The following is a 20,797-nucleotide window of genomic DNA, read 5'->3' on the forward strand; positions in this document are numbered from 1 at the left end:
ACAATGGAACTGTACCAGAAAACAGCAGCCGAGCTTTCGGCGATGCTGAACAATAAAGAGGTCAGCTCGGTCGAGCTGACGAAGGCGGCCTTTGCACGCACGGCGCAGGTCGAGGACAAGGTCGGCGCATATATCACGCTGACCGAAGAACAGGCGCTGGCAGATGCCGCTGCGATCGATGAAAAGCGCGCAGCAGGTGAGACACTGTCTCCGCTGGCCGGTGTCCCGGTTTCTGTGAAGGATAACATTTGTACGAAGGGCGTCAAGACCACGTGTGCATCCAGAATGCTGGAGAATTTCCTGCCGCCGTACAATGCGACCGTTATGGACAAGCTGCATGCGGCAGGCCTTGTCATGACCGGCAAGACCAATCTGGACGAATTCGCCATGGGTTCTTCCTGTGAGAATTCCGCACTCCAGAAGACGCGCAATCCGCACAATCTCGACCATGTCACCGGCGGTTCGTCCGGCGGCGCGGCGGCCTCGGTTGCAGCAGGCGAGGTTTCGATTGCAGTCGGTTCGGATACCGGCGGTTCCATCCGTCAGCCGGCGTCGTTCTGCGGTGTCGTCGGCATGAAGCCGACCTATGGCACGGTTTCCCGCTATGGTCTGATTGCGTTTGCTTCCTCTCTCGACCAGATTGGCCCGTTTGGCCGCTGTGTTGAAGATGCTGCCATGCTGGCAGATGTGCTGATGGGTCATGACAAAATGGATTCCACCAGCGTGCCGCGCGAATATGCGAGCCTGACCGCGGGCATGAATGCGGACATCCGCGGCATGAAGATCGGCCTGCCGAAGGAATACTTCGGGGAGGGCATCTCTGAGGAGGTCAGCAAGGCTGTTCTCGCGGCTGCGGAAACCTACAAGCAGCTGGGCGCAGAGGTTGTGGAAATCTCTCTGCCGCTGTCCAAGTATGCGCTGCCGATTTATTATATCCTGTCCTCCGCGGAGGCATCATCCAACCTGGCACGTTTCGACGGCGTCAAGTACGGCTACCGCGCAAAGGATTTTGACGGTTTGGTTGACCTGTATGTCAAGTCCAGAAGCGAGGGCTTTGGACCGGAGGTACAGCGCCGCATCATGCTCGGCACCTATGTTCTGTCCTCCGGATATTACGATGCCTACTATAAAAAGGCACGTGCCGCACAGCGCGCCATCCGTGCGGACTATGCAAAGACATTTGAGCAGGTTGACGTCATTCTGACACCGGTTGCGCCGACGACTGCTTACAAAATCGGCGAGAAGACCAGCGATCCGCTTCAGATGTACATGGGCGATATCTGCACGGTTTCGGTCAATATCGCAGGCCTGCCGGCACTGGTTCAGCCGTGCGGCTATGATGCGGAAAAGCTGCCGATTGGCATGCAGCTGATCGGCCCGCGCTTCGGTGAGCAGAAGCTGGTCAACGCAGGTCTGGCATTTGAAAAGGCATCCGGCCTGTCCAACATCGTCGCGCTGTAAGGGAGGAACAACAATCATGAGATACGAGCCAGTCATCGGCCTGGAGGTCCATGCCGAGCTTTCTACCAAGACAAAGATTTTCTGCGGATGCAGCACTGCATTCGGCGCAGAAATCAATACACATGTGTGCCCGGTCTGCACGGGTCAGCCGGGCGCGCTGCCGGTGCTCAACAAGCAGGTTGTCCACTATGCCGCGAAGATGGGTGTTGCGACCCACTGCCGCATCAACCAGCTGTGCAAGTCCGACCGAAAGAACTATTTCTATCCGGATCTGCCGAAGGCATATCAGATTTCTCAGTTCGATGTACCGATCTGTGAAGACGGCTATGTCGATTTCGAGGTCGACGGTGAGCCGAAGCGTGTCCGCTTTGAGCGCATTCATTTTGAGGAAGACGCAGGCAAGCTGCTGCACGACGAGGGCGAGGGCACGGTTGTCGATTTCAACCGCTGCGGCGTGCCGCTGATTGAGATGGTAACCAAGCCGGATATCCATTCCTCCGCCGAGGCAAAGGAGTTTTTGGAGACCATCAAAACCACGCTATCTTATCTCCAGATCTGTGACTGCCGCATGGAGGAAGGCTCCATCCGCTGCGATGTCAACGTATCGGTCAGACCGGAAGGCTCTGAGGAGCTGGGTACCCGCGTCGAGATGAAAAACATCAACTCGTTTTCCGCGGCTGTCCGCGCCATTGACTACGAGGTAAACCGTCAGATTGAGGTACTCGAGGACGGCGGCAAGATCATTCAGGAAACCCGCCGTTGGGACGACTCCAAGGTCAAGAACCTTGTCATGCGTTCCAAGGAGGATGCACAGGATTACCGTTACTTCCCGGACCCGGATCTGGTTGCAGTGGAAATCGACGACGCCTGGATGGAACAGATCAAGTCGGAAATTCCGGAGCTGCCGCAGTCGCGCTATAAGCGCTATATCGAGGAAATCGGCCTCCAGCCGAAGGAAGCGCGCATCATTTCCGACGCGTTTGACAAGGCATGTCTGCTCGACGAGGGTGTTGGCATGAATCGTGTCGATTCCAAGACGATTGCAAACTGGATTCTGTCCGATATTTCCAAGTACCTGAACGACAAGGGCATTGAGCTGAAGGATACCAAGCTGACGGCTGCCAAGCTGGTTGATATGATCGAGCTGATTGAGAAGAATGTCATCTCCGGCAACGCAGGCAAGAAGGTGCTGATCCAGCTGTTTGAGACGGACGATTCGGTCGATGCCATCGTTGAAAAGCTCGGCCTGAAGCAGGTCTCCGACGAGGGTGCCATTCAGAAGCTCGTCGATGAGGTTCTGGCTGCGAATCCGAAGTCTGTGGAAGACTACAAGGGCGGCAAGAAGAATGTTGTCGGCTTCCTGGTTGGCCAGTGCATGAAGGCCTCCAAGGGCAAGGGCAACCCGAAGATGATTAACCAGTGCCTGAACAAGACACTGGCGAAGCTGTAAAACCCAAACGTATCGTCAGATAACCGGACAGGCGTGCTGTTTTTGTGAAACGGCGCGCCTGTCCCTATCTTTCCATTGGTTATATGTTTACTTTCACGAACTAACGTGTTACAATATAGCTGATATTAACGAAGGGACGGGAGAATACTCCCGGCGGAGGCATAGAATTGATGAACAGCAAGCTCAGAGGAAAATCTATGGATGATCTGTTTCAGGCCATTCTGAATTTGAAGGACATCGACGAGTGCAGCAACTTTTTTGAGGATTTGTGCACAATCAGTGAGCTGCGCGCCATGGAGCAGCGGTTTCAGGTTGCGCAGATGCTGGACGAAGGGCGCATCTACAGTGATATTGCGCGCGAAACCGGCGCATCGACCGCGACCATCAGCCGTGTTAACAAGTGTTTGACCTATGGTTCGGACGGCTATCGCACGGCGCTCGACCGTATGAAGGGGAACGGCAGGCATGAGTGAATATTCAGAGTACGCATTGCTCTCGGAATACTATGACCGCTTCACCGATGACGTACCATACGAACGGTGGGCGGATTTTTTTGAGCGGATTTTTGCACAGAAGCAGGTTAAGCCGAATATTATCCTCGACCTCGCCTGCGGCACCGGCTCGCTGACGCGCATTCTCGCGCAGCGAGGATATGACATGATTGGTGCTGACCAGTCGGAGGATATGCTGATGATGGCGCAGGAGAACTGCTGCGGATTGGATGTCAAATCCCCTGTCCTGCTGCTGCACCAGCCGATGCAGCAGCTTGACCTGTACGGCAGCATAGACGCGTGTGTCTGCTGTCTGGATTCGGTTAATTATGTGACCGACCCGGATGTTCTGCGCGAGGCATTCCGCCGCGTGCATCTGTTTTTGGAACCGGGCGGTGTATTTATTTTTGATATCAACACGAGGAAAAAGCTCGAGCGCATCGACGGACAGAGCTTCGTGCGCGAAGATGAGGATGTATTCTGTGTCTGGCAGGCTGTGATTGAAAACGGTGCTCTGTGCCACTATGATTTCGATATTTTTGAGCTGAATGAGGACGGCGCGTGGAACCGCTATCAGGAGCACCATGTCGAGCGCATCTATGAGCCGGATATGCTGCGCGGTATGCTGGAACAGGCGGGCTTTGCAGAAATCGAGCTGCGCGGAGAACTGTCGGATGACGCGCCGCGCGCGGATGAGGAGCGCATCTTTTTCATTGCGCGCAAACCATTGAAATGAGGAACAAGCATGAATGATACACTGATTCGCGTGATCTGCCGCAATGCGGAGATCAAGTTTACTGCAGTGCGCACGACTGAACTGGTCGAGCGCGCGCGCCAGATTCACCGCACCCTGCCGCTGGCGACAGCGGCACTCGGGCGCACGCTGTCCGCGGCGTCCATGATGGGGCGTGAGCTGAAGGATGACAACGGCTCTGTGACGCTGCAAATCAAGGGCAACGGCCCGCTGGGTACGATTACGGCTGTCGGCGACTGTGATGGCTGTGTACGCGGTTACTTGCAGAATCCGGCAGCAGAGCTGCCGCTCGAACCGAATGGACATCTGGACGTCGGCAGCGGCGTCGGACGCGGCTATCTGATGGTCATCAAGGATATCGGCGTAGGTGAGCCGTTTACGGGTACCACGGCGCTGCATAACGGTGAGATTGCCGAGGACATCACGAAGTATTTCGCGGAGAGTGAGCAGGTTCCATCCGCTGTGGCACTTGGTGTGCTTGTGGACACCGACCAGAGCGTCAAGCAGGCGGGCGGCTATATCGTGCAGCTGATGCCGGGCGCGACAGATGAGGACATCACGCGGCTGGAACATAACATTGCGGCGGCGGGCGCCTTCACGACTATGCTCGAGAAGGGCATGAGCCTGGAGGACATTGCGCGCGCTGTGCTGGATGGCTTTGAGATTGAGGTACTTGAGCGCGTGCCGATTTCTTACCGCTGCGGCTGCTCGCATGCCAAGGTGACGCGTGCTCTTATCAGCCTCGGCAAGGACGAGCTGACGCGCCTGCGCGATGAGGAGGACGGCATCGAGGTCACCTGCCAGTTCTGCGACAAGGTCTACAACCTCACGCGGGAAGATATCGATGTCCTGCTCACGGCGGCGACTGCAAGAGAGCAGAAAAACGGCTGATTTCCGCCATTTCTGCGCAATTTCGACACCAAAAAGAACATTTTCGAAAAAAGTCAAAAAACTGAAAAAAACTGTTGACAAAATGCCGTCCGTTGAGTATACTATAATAGTCGCTGGACGGTACGGAAGTTTAGCTCAGCTGGGAGAGCATCTGCCTTACAAGCAGAGGGTCACAGGTTCGAGCCCTGTAACTTCCACCATCTGGCCCAGTAGTTCAGTTGGTTAGAACGCTAGCCTGTCACGCTAGAGGTCGACGGTTCGAGCCCGTTCTGGGTCGCCAGCAAGATTTGTTTCGATTCATCGTCTTCGGACGATGAATCGGGATAAAACTTCTGAAAAGAAGAAAAAATGCTTGACAATCGGTCAACAAAGTGATATAATAACAAACGTTGTCTGACAAGAAAGCATATGCCTCTGTAGCTCAGTTGGTAGAGCAGGGGACTGAAAATCCCCGTGTCGGTGGTTCGATTCCGCCCGGAGGCACCACAATTTGCGGATGTAGCTCATTTGGTAGAGCGCCACCTTGCCAAGGTGGAGGTAGCGAGTTCGAGCCTCGTCATCCGCTCCATATGGTGCCATAGCCAAGCGGTAAGGCAGTGGACTGCAACTCCTTGATCCCCAGTTCGATTCTGGGTGGCACCTCCATTTTCGGTGTAGAAAACCGAAAAACCATCATAGTGACCATCTTCATAGATGGTCACTTTTTTTATGATTTTCCGGATAATCTGCTGAAGCTCCAGACGAGACATATTTTCAAGGCTGCGGACCTCCACAATATAATCCTTCAGCATATCTGAATCAATCTTGTGTGTGTTCAGCTCATCAATCTGATAATCAATTTTTCTGCGCTGTGCTTCCAGCTCGTCCAGCTTTTCACGCAGACGGTCAGACGGGGAGTCAATCAGAAGCTCAATCGTGTTGTCAATTTTTCGATCCAGTTTCTCGGCAGATTTCCGAAGCTGCTCCTGCTGGGTGAGAATATCCAGATTTAATTCATTGGCGTGGGTCTGGATATAGTTCTGAATGTATGCAACACTTTGCTGTGAAAAGAGCATTTTTACGTAGTCCAGAATTTTTGTTTCGATCTCATCACGAGGTACACACCGTTTTTTGCAGGCGTGCTTCCGTACCTTTGCCTGACACTCATATGAATAGTAAACATATTCTCCGCCATTCTTTTTCTTTCTGCTTCGATGTCCGGACATCGGAGAACCGCATTCACCGCAGAACAGCAGTCCGGAGAGAAGATACGGTTCACGGGCTGTTACCATTCCCTTGGTCTGACGTTTATGCAGAATCGCCTGAACCTTTTCCCACTGTGGTTTAGAAACGATTGCAGGAATTGCGTTTTCCACGATAATCGGCTGTGAGCGATGTTCTTTCAGATTGCCAACAGGGGAGTAGACGTAATCACCGGTGTATCTTCTGTTCTTCAGGATGTAATAAAATGTACTGGCTGTAAAAACTCTGCCCTGACGGGTATGGATGCCTTTGTTCCGCAGTTCTTCAAGCAAACCTCCATAGCCGCACTGCGATTCACAGCAATCAAAAATCTTTCGGACAACGACTGCTTCCTCTTCGTTGATATGATATTTCTGATCTTCACCAACATAGTAACCGTATAAAACATTACCGCCGGTGTATCGTGCTTCCAGCGCAGTCTCTCGAAGTCCCTTTCGGGTTTCACGGGCAAGATTCTTGGAGTAGTATTCTGAAAATCCCTCTAAAACGGATTCCAGAACGACGGACTCAGGTGAATCATCCAGATTTTCCAGTACGGAACGGAGCTGTACTTTGGCATTGCGCAGCTCACGCCGATAATATGCGTGGTCATATCGGTCTCGGCTGAAACGATCCAGTTTATGAACGATGACAACATCAAACAGATGCTTTTTAGAATCCGCAATCATTCGCTGGAAATCGGTACGCTTGTCACTGCGTGCAGATTGTGCTCGGTCAATGTATTCTCCGACTACCACCATTTTATTATGCCGGGCATAATCACGGCAGGCTCGAAGCTGTGCGGTAATCGATTCTTCCGATTGGTTTTCTGAAGAATATCTTGCGTAAATAACTGCATTCATATTGTTTTTTCCTCCTATAATCGGTTATAATAGAGGAGCAGATGGGTTTTTGCAATTTATCTGCTCTTTGATCCCGTTTCGGCGTTACAGCACCGGAACGGGATTTTTTAAGTCATTATCATGCAAATGATAGTGGCTTTATTTTTTTGTCTGTCTTTGCAGAATCCGCTCAACAAACTTTAAAGCTGTGAATCTGAATTTTCTGCGGTTTTGTCCCGACGATATTTTTTGATAGAATGAATATCTTTCAGATACGTCATCACTTTTTCTTTTCCTTCTTCAGACAAATCTTCATATGTGTCTGCAAGAATTCTAAGGTTCGGGTCATCCTTACGTCGGCGTGGATGAACTGGCGGCTTTGTCAGAAGTGGATCACCGTTCAGTCTTTCCAGTGAAACATTCAATCCAAGATGGAGCTTGTAAGCGACGTCAAGTGCGATACGCTTTTGCTTCCGGTTAAAGATGCTGCGAAGAGTGGCTTCAGAAACGTCACACATTTTTGCAGCCTCACGGATACCAATATCTTGTTCATTTAAAATTTCCTCAAGAATTTTATAGAAATCCATAGGATACTCCTTTCGATTTTTTATGATCTCCTCTTCGTTTTGCAGGCATGATGCTTCTTTTATAAAAACTATAGCACAATTTATCGTGCAACGCAATTATATTTTTTGAAATATATTGACAACAAATGCGGTGAAATATAGTATAGAAACGCAGTTTCCAAAAACTGTAATAATTTTTATACGTTAGGAGAATCGAAATGTATGAAAATGTTTTTTTCGAGAACCTCAGAGTAGAGATGGCCCGCAGATGTCTTTCGTTAAAGGACATCAGTGAGGCTACCTGTATGAATCGAAATACGCTGGGGGCAAAATTTTCAGGAAAGAAAAAGCTGTACCTTGATGAAGCAGTAAGGATTCAGCAGAGCTGTTTTCCTGATTGTGAAATTGATTATCTTTTTAAGGAAGTGCTTGAGACAAAGAAAGCAGGTGCTTGAAATGAATCAGCTGCATTTTGACATTGAGTTAACTGATGAAGTGAAAAATGGGGGAGCTGATTTTATCGCACAGATTTTCGTAGACATTGTGGAGAAAAAATACACAGAACAACGGAAATCATGCAGTGGAAAAAAGAGGGGTGATGAAGAGGACAATGATTGGCAGCAGACAGACTGCTCTGAATGATAGGCTCAGAGTACAGCGAAGAAAACGAGGTGACATACATGGAACAGGATGAAATTTATGACGAGAATATGAGCGAATATCGGCGCCGTACTCTTCAGCATGTCAACGATGCTGACTTTCTTCCGTATATGTCGATGACTGAGCTGTATGACACCGTTTATACAGCAAAAAAGTGTATCATAGAGAATCTGCTGTATGCCGGAACCTACATACTCGCCGGTGCTCCGAAAATAGGAAAATCATTTCTGGCAGCACAGCTGGCATATCATGTGAGCAACGGTCTCCCGATTTGGGGACGAGCCGTTTACGAAGGAACCGTTCTCTATCTTGCACTGGAAGACCCATTTCAGAGATTGCAGGATAGATTGTATCGAATGTTCGGTGCAGACAACAGCGAAAAATTGAAGCTGGCCATCTGGTGTCATCCGCTTGGCGGTGGTTTGGAAAAACAGCTGAAAGGTTTTGTGCAGGAATATCCGGATACACAACTCATCATTGTAGATGTTCTGCAGAAAGTCCGCAGTGACGGCGGAGATACTTACAGCTATGCGAGAGACTATGAGGCCGTAACAGCTTTCAAACAAATGGCTGACGAATGGAATATCTGCATCCTGCTGATTCATCACACCAGAAAAATGAATTCCAATGATAAGTTTGAAATGATAAGCGGAACCAACGGAATACAAGGTGCAGCCGATGGCGCACTTGTGCTGTATACCGATGAACGGATCAGCGCAAATGCGGTTCTTGATGTAATCGGACGGGATCAGCCGAGCCAGCGGCTTTTGCTTTCCAGAAATCCAAAACGGCTGATCTGGGAGCTGGAAAAAGAAGAAGGCGAAATTTATCGTGTTCCGGCTGAACCGGAGCTGGAAGCAATCGCAGCTTTTATCACAGAAGAACATCCGCATTGGGAAGGCACTCCATCTGAATTACTCGAAGAACTTAAAATTGAAGAATCTGCAAACAGCTTTTTCAAAAAATTAAACTGCCGTGCGGGACGCTTGTATCTGGATTATCAGATTCGGTATGAGCGTAGACGCACACGGGAAAAGAGGTATATTACGCTTGATTATGAGCAATCGTAATAACATAGAAATTGTTCGGAGCGTGACGGGTGTGACAGGTGTGACGGGTTATTTAGCCCCGATATTTGTCGTCACAGCCGTCACACCCGTCACAGATTAAACTTTTTTTCATGACTTAACGAGGTGAATGAATTTTGGTAAAAGTTATTTTAAGTGTTCTGGGCGTGTTTGCGGTTTTGGATTCTATTGCGCTTTACTGCTGCATCCTTATCGGCGCACAGGATGATCGAATGATGGAACAGGCACAGCGTATGCGTGAGGAGAAGAAACATGAATCCGACAAATGATTTATACCCATATACCTGCATCCTGTCGGCACATGAATTCGACTGCATCATGGATGCACTGGAACAGATAGAGAAGCTCATTTCCTCTGCCAGAGGTATGGAACGCATTCATTACAGTCTGCACTGTTTGCAGAAAGCACTGTGCCGATTTTCTTATTTTGACGCAGAGCATCGAATGGTCATGATGTATCTGATGGACTGGGAGCAGAAGCTGCTCTTAGAAATTTGCGATTATTATGCACCGCCGATGGATTTTCAGAAATCCTTTTTCACCAGCTGCATCAACCGTACCGACTGCCGGACATGGAGCGCGATGTCATGACTACAGCAGAACGAATGCTGTATCTGAGAGGCAAACGGGAATGGACGCAGAGCCATGCAGCACAGCAGTCCCATATTTGCCAATCCAATTACAGCAAATATGAAAGCGGTCATTTACAGCCGAATGCAAATACCATTCAGAAAATTGCAGACGCATTTCAAATTCATCCATGTGCGCTGACCGGCTTTTCAGTTTATCAGCCGGACAGCAGAATCCCCAATCATCTGTTGTTTCTGCTCATGCTGCTGCACCGTTCCCATATATTCCTGCTGGATGGTGAACGGGATGAAACACAGCATTTGAAGCCGGATTCCTTACGATTTTCTGTACATATACCGAAATCTGCATTGACAGATTTGATTCACTGGGAATATCTCTATTCGCAGTCGGATTGGAAACAAAATGAATTCTCCAGACAAAAGCTGGAGCAGTTGGAAATTGAACTTTTATCAAAGTCATAACCGCAATATTTTTATGCCGCTTTTGGCACAAATTTACTACCCAGCAAGCATAGCAAACTGGGACCCATTTGCGGCAGTTTACAATTTCGTCAAAATTGAAAAACTGAAACTTGGGAAAATCCCAAACCCTTTGAAATCGAAAGAAGGTGCGGACTTGGAGAAACGAACTCGTCATGTGAACCTGCATTTTCGCGTCACACCAGAGGAAAAAGAAAAAATTCAGGGAATCATGAAAGAGTATCACTGTAATGATTTCGGGCAGTATGCCCGTCGGATGTTGCTTGCAGGTCATATACTGATTCTTGACTGGAAAGAGATTTCCAATATCCGACGTCAGATTGCAGGCATTGCCACCAACATCAATCAGATTGCGTTTCGGGTCAATGCCACACACCGCATTTACTATGATGAGATTCGGCAGCTTCAAAATCAGCTGACAGAAATCTTCCGCTTGCTGAATCTGTATGCAGAAGTCTTTGAGAAGCTGGACGATCTGCTCGACAAGGTTTCTGATTGAAATGGGCATCGTGAAAGCAAGCAGACCGATTCACAACACGCTGGCAAAAGCGATTGCGTACATCATCAACGATGCGAAAACGAAAGATGGAACGTTAGTTTCCGGATTCGGCTGTAATCCGCAGGATGCAGCTGTGCGGTTTCAAGAAACTACTGATTTGCAGAAGCATATTTCTGGAAGAAATCGAAAGTTGGAGAATGGCAAAAAAGAGGTTGTTGCCTATCACTGGATTCAGTCCTTTGATGCAGATGATAATTTGACACCGGAAGAAATTCATGAAATCGGCATGGAATGGGTGCATGAGGTTTTGGGAGATCGGTTTGAATTTATACTTGCAACGCATGTGAATACGGAGAATCCGCATAATCATCTAATTTTTAACGCAGTTTCCTATGCGGATGGACGGAAATTTCATTCACAGAAAAACAAAACCATTGCATTTTTCAGAGCAAAAAATGACGAGGTGCGCCGTCGGTACGGCTTACAGATCACAGTGGACGAAGGCAAAGCGCAGGCTCCGATTCATCCGAATCCGAAATCCTATCGTTCTCAGCTTCGGACGATCATCAATGAAACCATTCGACATTCAGCCGATTTTCAGGACTTCCGGCAGCTCATGCAGGAGCAAGGTGTGGAAATCAAGGAAGGAAAATATCTTTCCTTTCGTATGTCTGGTCAGCAGCGGTTTGTCCGTGATAAAACACTGGGCGATCTGTTTTCAAAAGCTGCAATCATTCATCGCATTGACCAGAAAAATCAGTATGCAAATCGGGTACATACACTGTCACGCAGCAAGCGGATTTCTGCGGCAAAGGATTTGGCAGATGCTTTGTTTACCATGCGCCGTGAGGATATCGAGCAGTTTTCCGATTTTGATTTGCGGATTTCCGCATTGCGAAAACAGGCTGCCGATACCAAAGCAGATATTTCCAAACTGAATGATAAAATCCATCAGGCAGAATGGCTGGTGCAGGTTGTTGGCATCTATCAGAAATATAAACCGCTTGCCGATGAGTTGGAGAGTAAAACGGTTTTCGGAAAGAAAGCCTTTCAGAAAACATATTCCGAGGAGCTCAAGCTGTTTCAGTCGGCAAAGGCAAAACTGGAGCAGCAGGGCATTTCTCTGCATATTCGGACGGATGCACTGGAACGTATCATTACCCGAAGTGAGGGTGAAGCAGATGACCTGCATCAAACCTTAGAGAATATTGAGAATCGAATTGATCGGCTGGTGGATGCACAGAACATCGTAGACCGGTTGGAAAATGGCGAAGAGTATGTATTCATCCGGCATCAGAAGCAGGATGAGCAGGAGAAGAAAAAACACCGGACGGAGGATTACAGCCTATGAGAAAAGTTTTGACCGTCTTGCAGGTTATTCTAATCGTTATCTGCATTGCAGCCGGTGCAGTGTTGGCATATCTGCATTTTCAGGAACAGGACAGCATGGCCATGTACGATGAATGCCGTCTGGTTTACCGAACAATATCGAAAGATACTCCGCAGGAATCAGAAGAAGATCAGCCTGCGGACAGCAGCGGAATTGACTTTGATGCACTGAACGCAGTAAACCAGGATGTTATCGGATGGATTACCATTCCTGACACGAACATAGATTATCCGATTGTACAGGGTACAAATAATTCGCATTATCTGAATTATGCTTACAACGGAAAACGAAACTGGATGGGAAGTATTTTTATGGATTACCGCAATAAACCGGATTTTTCGGACTACAATACGGTAATTTACGGACATTATCTTTCTGCCAAACATACAATGTTCAGTCAGTTGAACAATTATCTGGAAGAGAATTTCTGGAACGATCACAAACAGTTTGTAATTGACTGCGAAGATGGCAGCCGGTATACATATATGATTTTTGCCGTCTATCTGAGCGGTGCAGACAGCATTGCATTCAATCCGGATTTGGACGAAAATTCTTTTTCCGGTTTTCTGCAATCTGCCTGTGAGAATGCACAGTATGATACCGGAACAGAAGTGAACACGGATAATCAGGTTGTCACGCTGGTGTGCTGTTACGCAAAGAATTTTAATAAACGTGTTGTGGTTCAGGGAATCCGCATTTCATGAAAGGATAAGTTTTATGGGTACGATTTATAAGAAAATACCGAAGATAGTAAAAATTCTGATGAAGATAATCTGCGCTGTGTTAGCTGTCATTCCAATGGCGTTGCTGCTGTTATTCTCAACAGGCAGTTTTATTCTGGCATTCATAGCTGGATTGTGCGGTATCGGTGCGTCTATGTCTATACTGGCTATTGTTGTCATGGTTATCAGCGGAACGTTTGCACTGAAATATCTGTTGATGGCATCAGGCTGTGCGCTGTTTCTGATTCTGCTGACGCTGGCATTGACAGTCGGACAGGCAGCGGTTCCGATGCTGCTGAGAGGGCTGACAGAGAAGTTGATAAAGGTGGTGAAAGAGCCAATGTAAAGGACAAAATAAAAAGTTACCAAAACATAATAATGAGTTCCGTAATTTCTTTACGGAAGCGGTTGACTTATTAAAATGAATTGGTTATCCTAATGGGAAGGAGGGAATGATATGCTGAGATTATTTGAGGTTGAAGGATTTAAAAACTTTCGAGATCGAATCACTTTGGATTTTTCAAATGTCCGTGATTATCGTTTTAATAAAGAATGTATTACAGATAACTTCCTTGGAAAAATGATTATCTATGGAAAGAACTCTGTGGGCAAGACGAACTTTGGTTTGGCTTTGTTTGATATTGTTGCGCATTTGACTACAAAAAATGTATCACCACATTTATATGATTACTATTTAAATGCGGATAACAGCAACGGGTATGCGGCTTTTCACTATGTGTTTGCTTTTGAAAACAGAATCGTGGATTATGTTTACCATAAGAACGATAAGCAGGAGCTTCTGTATGAACAGCTGCACATCGATGATGAACTTCTCTTTTCCTTTGATTATGTGAAGAAGACAGGTGATTTATCGGGAATTGCAAAGATTTCTCCGACACTGAATTGCGATTTTGATGATATTGGTTGTGTTTTGACGTATATCGTAAATAATACAATTCTTGAAGAGAATCATCCATTGCGCAAAATGATGTATTATGTAAATCATATGCTGTGGTTCCGTGTGCTGGATGAAAACCGCTACATTGGCTATACAGCCAGCAGCAAGAATTACTTTGATTTTATTTTCGAGAATGATCTTGTACAGGAGTTTGAGACATTTCTCCATAAAGCCGGTGTTCATGAAGACTTGATTGCATTGACTGATCCGGATGGCAAGAAACGGCTGTACTTTAATGCGAAAGTGCCGCTTCCATTCTTCAGCGTTGCTTCGAGTGGAACAAAGGCATTGTATACTTTTTTCTACTGGTATAAAACAGCAGAGGATGTATCTTTTATGTTTTTGGATGAATTCGATGCGTATTATCATTATGAACTGTCTGAAACTATTGTAAAGATAGCTGAACAAATGAAACATACGCAGGTCATTTTCACTTCTCATAATACCAATTTATTAAGCAATCGCATCATGCGTCCGGACTGCTATTTTATTCTTACTCCGAATAAATTAACATCTATTGTAGATGCAACAGACCGTGAACTGCGTGAAGGACATAATCTGGAGAAATTATATATGAGCGGTGAATTTGATGGCTAAGAAAGCAAAAATTCTTATGCTTGTTGAAGGAGCAAAAACAGATGTAAAACTAATGCAGCATCTGCTAAACGTGTATGGCATTAATGAAAGTCATCAGATTGTTTCTTATAACACAAACATTTATGAATTATATAATCGGATGTTCAGAGATGGACAGCAGGATTCTTGTGATTTATTGCAGATCTTAAAAGAAAAGGAAAAAGATGGAGAGAAAAAGAAGATATTTGATGACAGATATTCAGATATTCTGCTGATTTTTGATCTTGATCCGCAAGATCCGCAATTTTCACCAGAGCATATTCTGGAAATGCTCCGATATTTTTCAGAATCCACTGACCAAGGCAAATTATACTTGAATTATCCTATGGTTGAAGCATTTTATCACATGAAAGCAATACCGGATGAAATGTACAATTCGTATGCTGCAACGATGCGGGAACTGAAAAACGGAAGTTACAAAACTCGTGTACGAAACGAAAATCGGAATAAGGATTATAGAAAATTTGCAATTGATTGCGATGAATGCAATATCGTAATCTGGCAGAATATCAAAAAGGGACTGTGGATGACAGGTGTTGCGGAAGATACACAAAATATTTTACCTGAATCAGAATCCATTCTTAATGTTCAGTTAGCTAAAATAAAGTGTGATGACAGTGTTTCTGTTCTGTGCACCTGTGTATATTATATTGCCGAGTATAATCCCAACTTATTGACTGATGGTACATGACTAAAATCTTGTTGAACCGCTTGCAGCTGCAGGCGGTTTTTTATATCTCTGCCTGTTGAAAAAAGTCAAACCAGAATTCAATCCGAACGCCAGTATCTATATCGGTAGAACGCCCCTCTCCGGCATCAACAGACGGAGCAATATGAATTTCATCGGCAGCATTACAAAGCTGAATCAGAATTTCTTTGCTGTCTGGATAACAGGTTAGTTCTTCAGAAACAAAGCTGATACAGCCGGTCATATCTTCGGTATAAATCATCAGATTCAGCCGACGATCTTTTGCAAATAAATTGCAGGCATGGGGGTGCGGACAAAATCTTGGACTGATTATGCAGCAAAACCAAGATGATGTCTATACTCAATCGGGCTCATCCCACCTAGAGATAACTTGATGCGTTTATGGTTATACCAATTGATATAGCGGTCAATCTCCCGGCTAAAATCGTCAAGCGAGACTCCTGTCCAAGAGCGGCCATAGAACATTTCGTTTTTGAGCCTTCCAAAGAAACCTTCGCAGGCTGCGTTATCGGGGGAGCAGCCCTTCTTAGACATAGAGCGAATGAGACCGGCCCCATTCATCCGTTCAATCCATCCGGGCCATCGGTAATGGCAGCCCCTGTCAGAATGGACAATCGGATGACAGCCCTCTGGCAGATCGGCAATCACTTGATCCAACATGGTGTTGACCAGATCGGCATTGGGCGGGTTCCGATCGTCCAGCCCACAACCATTCCATCAAAACAATCGATCATGGCGGAGAGATATAGCTTGCCGTTCGAAAGGGCAAATTCTGTGATATCCGTCAGCAACTTCTCATACGGCTGATTTGCATGGAAATCGCGTAAAATGATGTTCTCTACTTCGGGTGTGATTTCCCCAAATACGAACTATATTTTCGTTTCTTCGAGCGCAAAACCACCAGTTTTTCTTCTTCATGATCCGGCGGATGATCTTCTCGGAGAGCATAATCCCTTTGCGCTTCAGCGCCAGATAAATGCGACGGTAACCATATATGCCCCTGTTTTCGTGAAAAATCGAGGTGATTTGTGCCCGTTGGGATAGATATTTGTCGGGTTTGTTCATAACAGCTTGCTGGTAATAGTAACTGCTTTTGGCCATCTTAAAACGGGACAGCAGCGCTGGCAGTGCATATTTCCCCTTCAAGGCATCGATGATCACTGCCTTTTCACGGTTTCTGAGTACCGTTAGATCGATGCCGGGGTCTTTTTTTAAAACTGAGATGGTCTCCTTCAGCACATCTACTTCAAACTGCAGTTCCTGGAGTTGCGTTCGAAGATTCTCCAGTTCCTCAGATTCAGGCAATGCATGATCCTGAGGCAACGGCTCCCTTGGTATGCTTTTTCTCTTCGCCATCAGACCCACCATCCCATACTTCAGATATTTCCTGCGCCAGACGTATATGCTCATACGGCTGTATCCGATTTCCCTTGATACATATTCTACATCTTCGCCTAATTCAAAGCAACGGTGAATTACCTCATATTTGAATTCTGCTGAGGGATGCCTTGGATGCCCCGATGTGTTGCAGTGATGATCCATCTCTGTGGGAGACTCTTCTGTGTGGCCATGTCTGTTCTCTAACCCGGCTTTTTTGCGCTCATACCAGCGGTAAAGCGTAGACTCGCTCGGGTATCCTAACCGACGGATTACAGCAGCTATTGATCCCAGCCGCTCGTATTCTCTTAGTGCGATTTCTTCCTGCTCTTTTGTATACATTCAGTTCCCTCCTTTTGGAGTCCAACTTTTTGTCCGCAGGCCCCATTGACAAGCGAACAGAACGTATTGTATTTGGCGGGATCAACGATTGTGCAGAGCTTGTCCGGGAGCGGAAGAAGCTGTGATAATACCTCAGAAATAGATTTGTCCAGTTCCTGCATAAGGTGCTGACAATCTTCTTTCGGAACGTCCTGCAAAGCCTCAGACTGCAGCATGAGGTATTCTTTTGAAATTTCTAACTGTTCATTCCAATATTCCCGATCATCGGAATAATAAAATTTTTCTGTAATAATGTCCATATCCTAAGTCCTCACCAATCACAATAATTGACCAGTATAGCGGTCAATATCTTGCTTGATTTTATCATACAATATCCGTAGTTGCAACCAATACTGGTCAATTTACGGGAGTAAGGAAATGGAGCAAAAAATCAGACGAGACAGAAATATGGGCGATAATTTACGTCGGCTCCGTGCTGATGCAGGCATTTCTCAGGAAAAATTGTGTACAAAGCTTCAACAGAGAGGCTGTGACATTGGCAGAACAACATACGCAAAATATGAAGCTGGTGAATTGAACATTCGAGCCAGCGTATTGATTGAGTTGAGAAAGCTTTATAACTGTTCGTATGATGAATTCTTTGCAGGATTAGATAATACGGAATAAAAATAGGACGGAACACCCCAGAATCATCTGTAATGTTCCGTCCTTATTTCTGCTCAGAAAAGTTTTTCAAAATCTGTCTGAGAAATCTGTTCCAGCTTTCTTCGCACCACCTCCACATCATCTCGCACATCCTGATCTTCAATATACGGCAGATTCTTCTGGATATTGGCAATCGTACCAGCCAACGTAGGATTGTTGTCTAGATGATAAATCCGAATCAAATCCTCTTCATAGACTGTAAAATTTATTTCATTCATACCTGCGGCTCCTTTCTTGACTGGAATTCGTGAGAATTGCCCGTATTTTGCGTCTGTGCAATCTTTTTTGCTGCCGAAATCCTATCTGAGAGACGGGATGAAAGCGCATCATGGAACTTCTCCGGCTGTTTGCGGACAGCTTGCTCCTGCTTTGGTTCAGTTTCCTGACGGAACAGATGAATAAAACCATCCAAGACAGCAGGATGGCTGTCGACCCGAAAGCTGGAACGGCGATCTTCGTCAAAAACGTTGTTGTCCGGTTGGCTGTCAATTGTATGCGCCCAGCTTTTGTTTCGTGGAGAAAATCTGCCGTCATGCTCAAGAAGCTGCACCGTAGTTGCCAGCACATACGCAACACGTTCTTTTCCAAACGATGTAATAACGTCTTTAGCGGCATCATGATTCAGCCGCATTCCATCAAAATTATCATGAATTGACTGTTCAATCGCATCTTTACAGGCGATATTTGCTGTTCTGGATGCCTGATACTGTTCCAATTCACCATGTTCCTTTGCATAAGTGTATGGGAACGGATAGACAGGAAGCGGTTCAGCAGACAGTTTCAGATATGGCTGTGTTTTGCTCCATTCTGTGAAATCCAGAATAACCGGCTTGCTGGCATAATTGCCGTCCGGCTGAAGCGGATAATCCTGCACCTGCTCATAGCCGATTTTTTGAGCTGTTTCGGAAATCATATCAAGGACAACAGCATCTGTGTTCAAATCATTCTGCCGGACAAAATCTGTTACCATGACATTTTTACCGTCTCTGACATGAAGAATATCAGTGGCACTCGGTTTGTCCAGACGGTCAATGCCAAGCGTCAGCCGTGCAGACGGCAAACCGGAACGATTCAACATAGTTTCCTGATTGTATGCCTGCGGACGCAGCTCATCAAAACGAGCCTTTGCTTCTTCAAAGGTCAGATAGTATTCAATCGGTGTCTGATCTGCGGAATTGGCTGCCCATGTGTTCAGGTCAGGAATGATATAATACCGCCATTCACTGGGTGTTGTGTGGTCAGTGATGAACTGTACACAGTCCGCACGAACTGTGCTCTCATAAACCGTCTTGTTCTCTGCTTTAACGAGGAAAGTCTGAGCAGTTTCATCGAGTTCAATACGATATTCCGGCTGGTAATTCTGTTCTGGAATCTTATAATTCAAAATTTTCTCTCGTTCCGATACAAAGTCAGGAAGTTCGGTAAATCCGATAGAATCCACAAAATGCGCTTCTGATTTGCCATTTTGATGCAGGACGATGACATCGCTGACAGACAGCGAATGACCGGAATAATCTTCGGGATGATGCAGACTAAAGCGTGTATAGATGGTGTCTAATGTGTCATTTTCTGCCAGCGTATCGCCGTAGATAAATTCATAATTCGCACCGTCAACCGTTAAATTCTGTTCTTCCAGATAGTCCATTCCGGTAAAACGTAGCATTGCATTTTCCTCAGCAGCACGCAGCTGATAAATACCAAATCGAGGCTCGGCAGCACGCATCAGAACCTGTTCGGAACAGTGCTGATATTCCCGAATACTCAGCTCACCATCTGCAAAATTCAGACCATTTCCCAGACAAAGAAAGCCTTGTTCCGGTATTTCCAGCGGAGCTGCCGTGATAACCGAACCGGCATGATTGACTGTGACAGCGGATTCAATCGTAACCGGAATACCGGGATCATCGTCAGAGCCTCTCAAGTCATATAAGTACAATCCATCCGGCAGAATATCGGGATTAACTCTGCCATTGGTGAACAATGCAGGCTGCTCAAACAGCTCGACAGCCTGATATTTCTCATCCAGAGCCTGCGAAAGCTGCTGTTCACGGAGCTTTTCCAGTTCATTATCAATCGCATCAATTAGCTGACACGCCTGCTTTTGAATCACAGTCAGACTGGCTTGCAGCTCTTTGAGTTCATGGCTGCTGCTCCAGCTTGCCAGATAATCAAAGGTGTAATCAGATGTATCTACATCGAGGTGATTGCAGACGACAAAAGCGACGCTTTCAGCCTGCACCTCACGGGTAGCACGATCCGCCCGTTTCTCTGATGGCAAATCCCGTTCCGGCGCATGAAGCACAGCATGAGCCAGTTCGTGGATGACAGTTTTTACTGTCTGAACTTCACTCATACCCTGACGGACATGAATTTCCTGCATGAGAAAATCACAATATCCATGTGTATCCGGCGAATGACTGTTCAGGTCATCAAAGAGTATCGGAAACGGCGAAATATGCTGCAAAATCGGAATTAAATCCGCATAATTCTGCACCAGACCGGTCAATTCGGCTCCAATCTCCGGCAGCGGTTCGCCATAGGTCTGGCTGACATCAAAGACATAAACCGGACGGTAATGCGGGATCAAATGTTCTTCAATGATCATGATCGGATTGCCGTCTTTACCATATATAATGCGTCCGTCTGCATCCTTCATCTCGACCTCAACTTCCTTTTTGTAAGGCGTGTAGCCGAGAATCTGAATACCTTTCTGACCTCGAATAACAGTTCGTTTGAACTTTTTCTGCCATGTCTGAAATCCGGCCACATGAGTAGCATCCGGTTTCTGCATGGCGATCAGCATGCAGTTGCGGTAAGAATATTGATGAAATTTGGACATGGTACGCAGAAAATGCAGATAGCGTTCGCTGGTGAATACCTCCTGCGTACCGGTTTCAATTTGTTTCAGCAGAGCGTTGACTTTTTCAGCACGAGCCTGCTGGTTTTCCTGTTTGTTTGGCATAAT

At 46.5% G+C, this 20,797-nt stretch carries 25 protein-coding genes, 5 tRNA genes and 1 pseudogene; 23 read left to right on the top strand and 8 right to left on the bottom strand.

The features are described 5' to 3' along the window. Nucleotides 1-3 precede the first annotated feature (3 nt). From gatA to ACLM7Z_RS08290, 10 genes are all read left to right on the top strand, one after another. A complete protein-coding gene (gene gatA, locus ACLM7Z_RS08245) occupies nucleotides 4-1,461 on the top strand; it encodes an Asp-tRNA(Asn)/Glu-tRNA(Gln) amidotransferase subunit GatA (RefSeq protein ID WP_435644843.1) in 1,458 nt (485 codons plus the stop codon). Nucleotides 1,462-1,477: 16 nt separating this feature from the next. Next, nucleotides 1,478-2,911 (top strand): Asp-tRNA(Asn)/Glu-tRNA(Gln) amidotransferase subunit GatB, encoded by a 1,434-nt coding sequence (gatB, locus tag ACLM7Z_RS08250; RefSeq protein WP_273349176.1) that lies wholly within the window; start codon nucleotides 1,478-1,480, stop codon nucleotides 2,909-2,911. A 170-nt stretch (nucleotides 2,912-3,081) separates the two neighbouring features. After that, nucleotides 3,082-3,384 carry a YerC/YecD family TrpR-related protein gene (locus ACLM7Z_RS08255; protein ID WP_087018345.1) on the top strand — a complete coding sequence of 101 codons (303 nt, stop codon included), beginning with the start codon at nucleotides 3,082-3,084 and terminating at the stop codon, nucleotides 3,382-3,384. Further along, nucleotides 3,377-4,138, top strand: a complete 762-nt coding sequence (locus tag ACLM7Z_RS08260; RefSeq protein WP_087018343.1) for a class I SAM-dependent DNA methyltransferase — start codon at nucleotides 3,377-3,379, stop codon at nucleotides 4,136-4,138. Before ACLM7Z_RS08255 ends, ACLM7Z_RS08260 begins: the two co-directional genes overlap by 8 nt. 9 nt (nucleotides 4,139-4,147) lie before the next feature. After that, nucleotides 4,148-5,047, top strand: coding sequence for an Hsp33 family molecular chaperone HslO (gene hslO / locus ACLM7Z_RS08265; RefSeq protein WP_435644844.1), 900 nt, complete (start codon nucleotides 4,148-4,150; stop codon nucleotides 5,045-5,047). A gap of 124 nt (nucleotides 5,048-5,171) precedes the next feature. Beyond that, nucleotides 5,172-5,247 (top strand) — tRNA-Val (locus tag ACLM7Z_RS08270). Between the two features lie 3 nt (nucleotides 5,248-5,250). Next, nucleotides 5,251-5,327: transfer RNA gene (locus ACLM7Z_RS08275), tRNA-Asp, on the top strand. A gap of 130 nt (nucleotides 5,328-5,457) precedes the next feature. Beyond that, a tRNA-Phe gene (locus ACLM7Z_RS08280) sits at nucleotides 5,458-5,533 on the top strand. 6 nt (nucleotides 5,534-5,539) lie between these two features. Next, nucleotides 5,540-5,615: transfer RNA gene (locus ACLM7Z_RS08285), tRNA-Gly, on the top strand. Nucleotides 5,616-5,618: 3 nt separating this feature from the next. Next, nucleotides 5,619-5,692 (top strand) — tRNA-Cys (locus ACLM7Z_RS08290). 422 nt (nucleotides 5,693-6,114) lie between these two features. Here the strand turns inward: ACLM7Z_RS08290 and ACLM7Z_RS08295 are convergent. Both ACLM7Z_RS08295 and ACLM7Z_RS08300 read right to left on the bottom strand, forming a co-directional pair. After that, nucleotides 6,115-7,131, bottom strand: a pseudogene (locus ACLM7Z_RS08295) (recombinase family protein); the annotation flags it as partial. A gap of 179 nt (nucleotides 7,132-7,310) precedes the next feature. Continuing rightward, the gene (locus ACLM7Z_RS08300) at nucleotides 7,311-7,697 is read right to left on the bottom strand and encodes a helix-turn-helix domain-containing protein (RefSeq protein ID WP_291236810.1); all 387 of its coding nucleotides are present in this window, start codon (nucleotides 7,695-7,697) and stop codon (nucleotides 7,311-7,313) included. Nucleotides 7,698-7,981: 284 nt separating this feature from the next. On the opposite strand from ACLM7Z_RS08300, the gene ACLM7Z_RS08305 reads away from it, so the two are divergent. From ACLM7Z_RS08305 to ACLM7Z_RS08360, 12 genes are all read left to right on the top strand, one after another. Beyond that, entirely contained in the window at nucleotides 7,982-8,131 is a 150-nt protein-coding gene (locus ACLM7Z_RS08305) for a hypothetical protein (protein WP_435644845.1), read from the top strand. A gap of 1 nt (nucleotide 8,132) precedes the next feature. Continuing rightward, complete coding sequence (locus ACLM7Z_RS08310; RefSeq protein WP_435644846.1) at nucleotides 8,133-8,318, top strand: hypothetical protein; 186 nt, start codon at nucleotides 8,133-8,135, stop codon at nucleotides 8,316-8,318. Between the two features lie 38 nt (nucleotides 8,319-8,356). Then, nucleotides 8,357-9,406, top strand: a complete 1,050-nt coding sequence (locus ACLM7Z_RS08315) for an AAA family ATPase (protein WP_435644847.1) — start codon at nucleotides 8,357-8,359, stop codon at nucleotides 9,404-9,406. A gap of 134 nt (nucleotides 9,407-9,540) precedes the next feature. Then, nucleotides 9,541-9,693, top strand: coding sequence for a hypothetical protein (locus ACLM7Z_RS08320; RefSeq protein WP_435644848.1), 153 nt, complete (start codon nucleotides 9,541-9,543; stop codon nucleotides 9,691-9,693). Beyond that, nucleotides 9,677-10,015 carry a hypothetical protein gene (locus ACLM7Z_RS08325; protein WP_435644849.1) on the top strand — a complete coding sequence of 113 codons (339 nt, stop codon included), beginning with the start codon at nucleotides 9,677-9,679 and terminating at the stop codon, nucleotides 10,013-10,015. The genes ACLM7Z_RS08320 and ACLM7Z_RS08325 overlap by 17 nt, the downstream gene beginning before the upstream one ends. Further along, nucleotides 10,012-10,476, top strand: coding sequence for a helix-turn-helix domain-containing protein (locus ACLM7Z_RS08330; RefSeq protein WP_435644850.1), 465 nt, complete (start codon nucleotides 10,012-10,014; stop codon nucleotides 10,474-10,476). The genes ACLM7Z_RS08325 and ACLM7Z_RS08330 overlap by 4 nt, the downstream gene beginning before the upstream one ends. Then, on the top strand, nucleotides 10,454-10,993 hold the full coding sequence (locus ACLM7Z_RS08335; RefSeq protein WP_435644851.1) for a MobC family plasmid mobilization relaxosome protein: 540 nt from the start codon (nucleotides 10,454-10,456) through the stop codon (nucleotides 10,991-10,993). Before ACLM7Z_RS08330 ends, ACLM7Z_RS08335 begins: the two co-directional genes overlap by 23 nt. Nucleotide 10,994: 1 nt before the next feature. Then, entirely contained in the window at nucleotides 10,995-12,344 is a 1,350-nt protein-coding gene (locus tag ACLM7Z_RS08340) for a relaxase/mobilization nuclease domain-containing protein (protein WP_435644852.1), read from the top strand. Beyond that, nucleotides 12,341-13,087, top strand: a complete 747-nt coding sequence (gene srtB, locus ACLM7Z_RS08345) for a class B sortase (protein WP_435644853.1) — start codon at nucleotides 12,341-12,343, stop codon at nucleotides 13,085-13,087. Before ACLM7Z_RS08340 ends, srtB begins: the two co-directional genes overlap by 4 nt. A gap of 13 nt (nucleotides 13,088-13,100) precedes the next feature. Continuing rightward, nucleotides 13,101-13,451 carry a hypothetical protein gene (locus ACLM7Z_RS08350; protein WP_435644854.1) on the top strand — a complete coding sequence of 117 codons (351 nt, stop codon included), beginning with the start codon at nucleotides 13,101-13,103 and terminating at the stop codon, nucleotides 13,449-13,451. A gap of 111 nt (nucleotides 13,452-13,562) precedes the next feature. Then, nucleotides 13,563-14,660 carry an AAA family ATPase gene (locus tag ACLM7Z_RS08355; protein WP_435644855.1) on the top strand — a complete coding sequence of 366 codons (1,098 nt, stop codon included), beginning with the start codon at nucleotides 13,563-13,565 and terminating at the stop codon, nucleotides 14,658-14,660. Continuing rightward, nucleotides 14,653-15,390: a hypothetical protein gene (locus tag ACLM7Z_RS08360; RefSeq protein ID WP_435644856.1), complete on the top strand. Its 738-nt coding sequence runs from the start codon at nucleotides 14,653-14,655 to the stop codon at nucleotides 15,388-15,390. Before ACLM7Z_RS08355 ends, ACLM7Z_RS08360 begins: the two co-directional genes overlap by 8 nt. A gap of 40 nt (nucleotides 15,391-15,430) precedes the next feature. On the opposite strand, the gene ACLM7Z_RS08365 is transcribed toward ACLM7Z_RS08360, so the two are convergent. The 4 genes from ACLM7Z_RS08365 to ACLM7Z_RS08380 all read right to left on the bottom strand — a co-directional run bounded on the left by ACLM7Z_RS08365 (nucleotide 15,431) and on the right by ACLM7Z_RS08380 (nucleotide 17,426). After that, complete coding sequence (locus tag ACLM7Z_RS08365) at nucleotides 15,431-15,649, bottom strand: hypothetical protein (protein ID WP_435644857.1); 219 nt, start codon at nucleotides 15,647-15,649, stop codon at nucleotides 15,431-15,433. A gap of 68 nt (nucleotides 15,650-15,717) precedes the next feature. After that, entirely contained in the window at nucleotides 15,718-16,068 is a 351-nt protein-coding gene (locus tag ACLM7Z_RS08370) for a transposase (protein ID WP_435644809.1), read from the bottom strand. Nucleotides 16,069-16,203: 135 nt separating this feature from the next. Next, nucleotides 16,204-17,127 (bottom strand): transposase, encoded by a 924-nt coding sequence (locus ACLM7Z_RS08375; protein ID WP_435644858.1) that lies wholly within the window; start codon nucleotides 17,125-17,127, stop codon nucleotides 16,204-16,206. Then, on the bottom strand, nucleotides 17,094-17,426 hold the full coding sequence (locus tag ACLM7Z_RS08380; RefSeq protein ID WP_435644859.1) for a hypothetical protein: 333 nt from the start codon (nucleotides 17,424-17,426) through the stop codon (nucleotides 17,094-17,096). The genes ACLM7Z_RS08375 and ACLM7Z_RS08380 overlap by 34 nt, the downstream gene beginning before the upstream one ends. Before the next feature lie 118 nt (nucleotides 17,427-17,544). Between ACLM7Z_RS08380 and ACLM7Z_RS08385 the strand changes: the two genes are divergently transcribed. Further along, nucleotides 17,545-17,793: a helix-turn-helix domain-containing protein gene (locus ACLM7Z_RS08385; protein ID WP_435644860.1), complete on the top strand. Its 249-nt coding sequence runs from the start codon at nucleotides 17,545-17,547 to the stop codon at nucleotides 17,791-17,793. A 53-nt stretch (nucleotides 17,794-17,846) separates the two neighbouring features. Here the strand turns inward: ACLM7Z_RS08385 and ACLM7Z_RS08390 are convergent, their stop codons facing one another. Beyond that, a complete protein-coding gene (locus ACLM7Z_RS08390) occupies nucleotides 17,847-18,050 on the bottom strand; it encodes a transposon-transfer assisting family protein (protein WP_435644861.1) in 204 nt (67 codons plus the stop codon). Beyond that, a complete protein-coding gene (locus ACLM7Z_RS08395) occupies nucleotides 18,047-20,794 on the bottom strand; it encodes a DUF3849 domain-containing protein (protein ID WP_435644862.1) in 2,748 nt (915 codons plus the stop codon). The genes ACLM7Z_RS08390 and ACLM7Z_RS08395 overlap by 4 nt, the downstream gene beginning before the upstream one ends. Nucleotides 20,795-20,797 lie beyond the last annotated feature (3 nt).

The organism is Butyricicoccus porcorum (assembly GCF_051246315.1).
Taxonomy (GTDB): Bacteria; Bacillota; Clostridia; order Oscillospirales; family Butyricicoccaceae; genus Butyricicoccus_A; species Butyricicoccus_A porcorum.

Bases quoted from the DNA above. Each gene is read 5' to 3' on its own strand.
- ACLM7Z_RS08300 (WP_291236810.1), bottom strand. From the start codon at position 7,697: ATGGATTTCTATAAAATTCTTGAGGAAATTTTAAATGAACAAGATATT.
- ACLM7Z_RS08305 (WP_435644845.1), top strand. From the start codon at position 7,982: ATGAATCGAAATACGCTGGGGGCAAAATTTTCAGGAAAGAAAAAGCTG.
- ACLM7Z_RS08370 (WP_435644809.1), bottom strand. From the start codon at position 16,068: ATGTTGGATCAAGTGATTGCCGATCTGCCAGAGGGCTGTCATCCGATT.
- ACLM7Z_RS08365 (WP_435644857.1), bottom strand. From the start codon at position 15,649: ATGATTTATACCGAAGATATGACCGGCTGTATCAGCTTTGTTTCTGAA.
- hslO (WP_435644844.1), top strand. From the start codon at position 4,148: ATGAATGATACACTGATTCGCGTGATCTGCCGCAATGCGGAGATCAAG.
- gatB (WP_273349176.1), top strand. From the start codon at position 1,478: ATGAGATACGAGCCAGTCATCGGCCTGGAGGTCCATGCCGAGCTTTCT.
- gatA (WP_435644843.1), top strand. From the start codon at position 4: ATGGAACTGTACCAGAAAACAGCAGCCGAGCTTTCGGCGATGCTGAAC.
- ACLM7Z_RS08330 (WP_435644850.1), top strand. From the start codon at position 10,012: ATGACTACAGCAGAACGAATGCTGTATCTGAGAGGCAAACGGGAATGG.
- ACLM7Z_RS08355 (WP_435644855.1), top strand. From the start codon at position 13,563: ATGCTGAGATTATTTGAGGTTGAAGGATTTAAAAACTTTCGAGATCGA.
- ACLM7Z_RS08360 (WP_435644856.1), top strand. From the start codon at position 14,653: ATGGCTAAGAAAGCAAAAATTCTTATGCTTGTTGAAGGAGCAAAAACA.
- ACLM7Z_RS08385 (WP_435644860.1), top strand. From the start codon at position 17,545: ATGGAGCAAAAAATCAGACGAGACAGAAATATGGGCGATAATTTACGT.
- ACLM7Z_RS08315 (WP_435644847.1), top strand. From the start codon at position 8,357: ATGGAACAGGATGAAATTTATGACGAGAATATGAGCGAATATCGGCGC.
- ACLM7Z_RS08350 (WP_435644854.1), top strand. From the start codon at position 13,101: ATGGGTACGATTTATAAGAAAATACCGAAGATAGTAAAAATTCTGATG.
- srtB (WP_435644853.1), top strand. From the start codon at position 12,341: ATGAGAAAAGTTTTGACCGTCTTGCAGGTTATTCTAATCGTTATCTGC.
- ACLM7Z_RS08255 (WP_087018345.1), top strand. From the start codon at position 3,082: ATGAACAGCAAGCTCAGAGGAAAATCTATGGATGATCTGTTTCAGGCC.
- ACLM7Z_RS08390 (WP_435644861.1), bottom strand. From the start codon at position 18,050: ATGAATGAAATAAATTTTACAGTCTATGAAGAGGATTTGATTCGGATT.
- ACLM7Z_RS08380 (WP_435644859.1), bottom strand. From the start codon at position 17,426: ATGGACATTATTACAGAAAAATTTTATTATTCCGATGATCGGGAATAT.
- ACLM7Z_RS08395 (WP_435644862.1), bottom strand. From the start codon at position 20,794: ATGCCAAACAAACAGGAAAACCAGCAGGCTCGTGCTGAAAAAGTCAAC.
- ACLM7Z_RS08325 (WP_435644849.1), top strand. From the start codon at position 9,677: ATGAATCCGACAAATGATTTATACCCATATACCTGCATCCTGTCGGCA.
- ACLM7Z_RS08260 (WP_087018343.1), top strand. From the start codon at position 3,377: ATGAGTGAATATTCAGAGTACGCATTGCTCTCGGAATACTATGACCGC.
- ACLM7Z_RS08375 (WP_435644858.1), bottom strand. From the start codon at position 17,127: ATGTATACAAAAGAGCAGGAAGAAATCGCACTAAGAGAATACGAGCGG.
- ACLM7Z_RS08340 (WP_435644852.1), top strand. From the start codon at position 10,995: ATGGGCATCGTGAAAGCAAGCAGACCGATTCACAACACGCTGGCAAAA.
- ACLM7Z_RS08310 (WP_435644846.1), top strand. From the start codon at position 8,133: ATGAATCAGCTGCATTTTGACATTGAGTTAACTGATGAAGTGAAAAAT.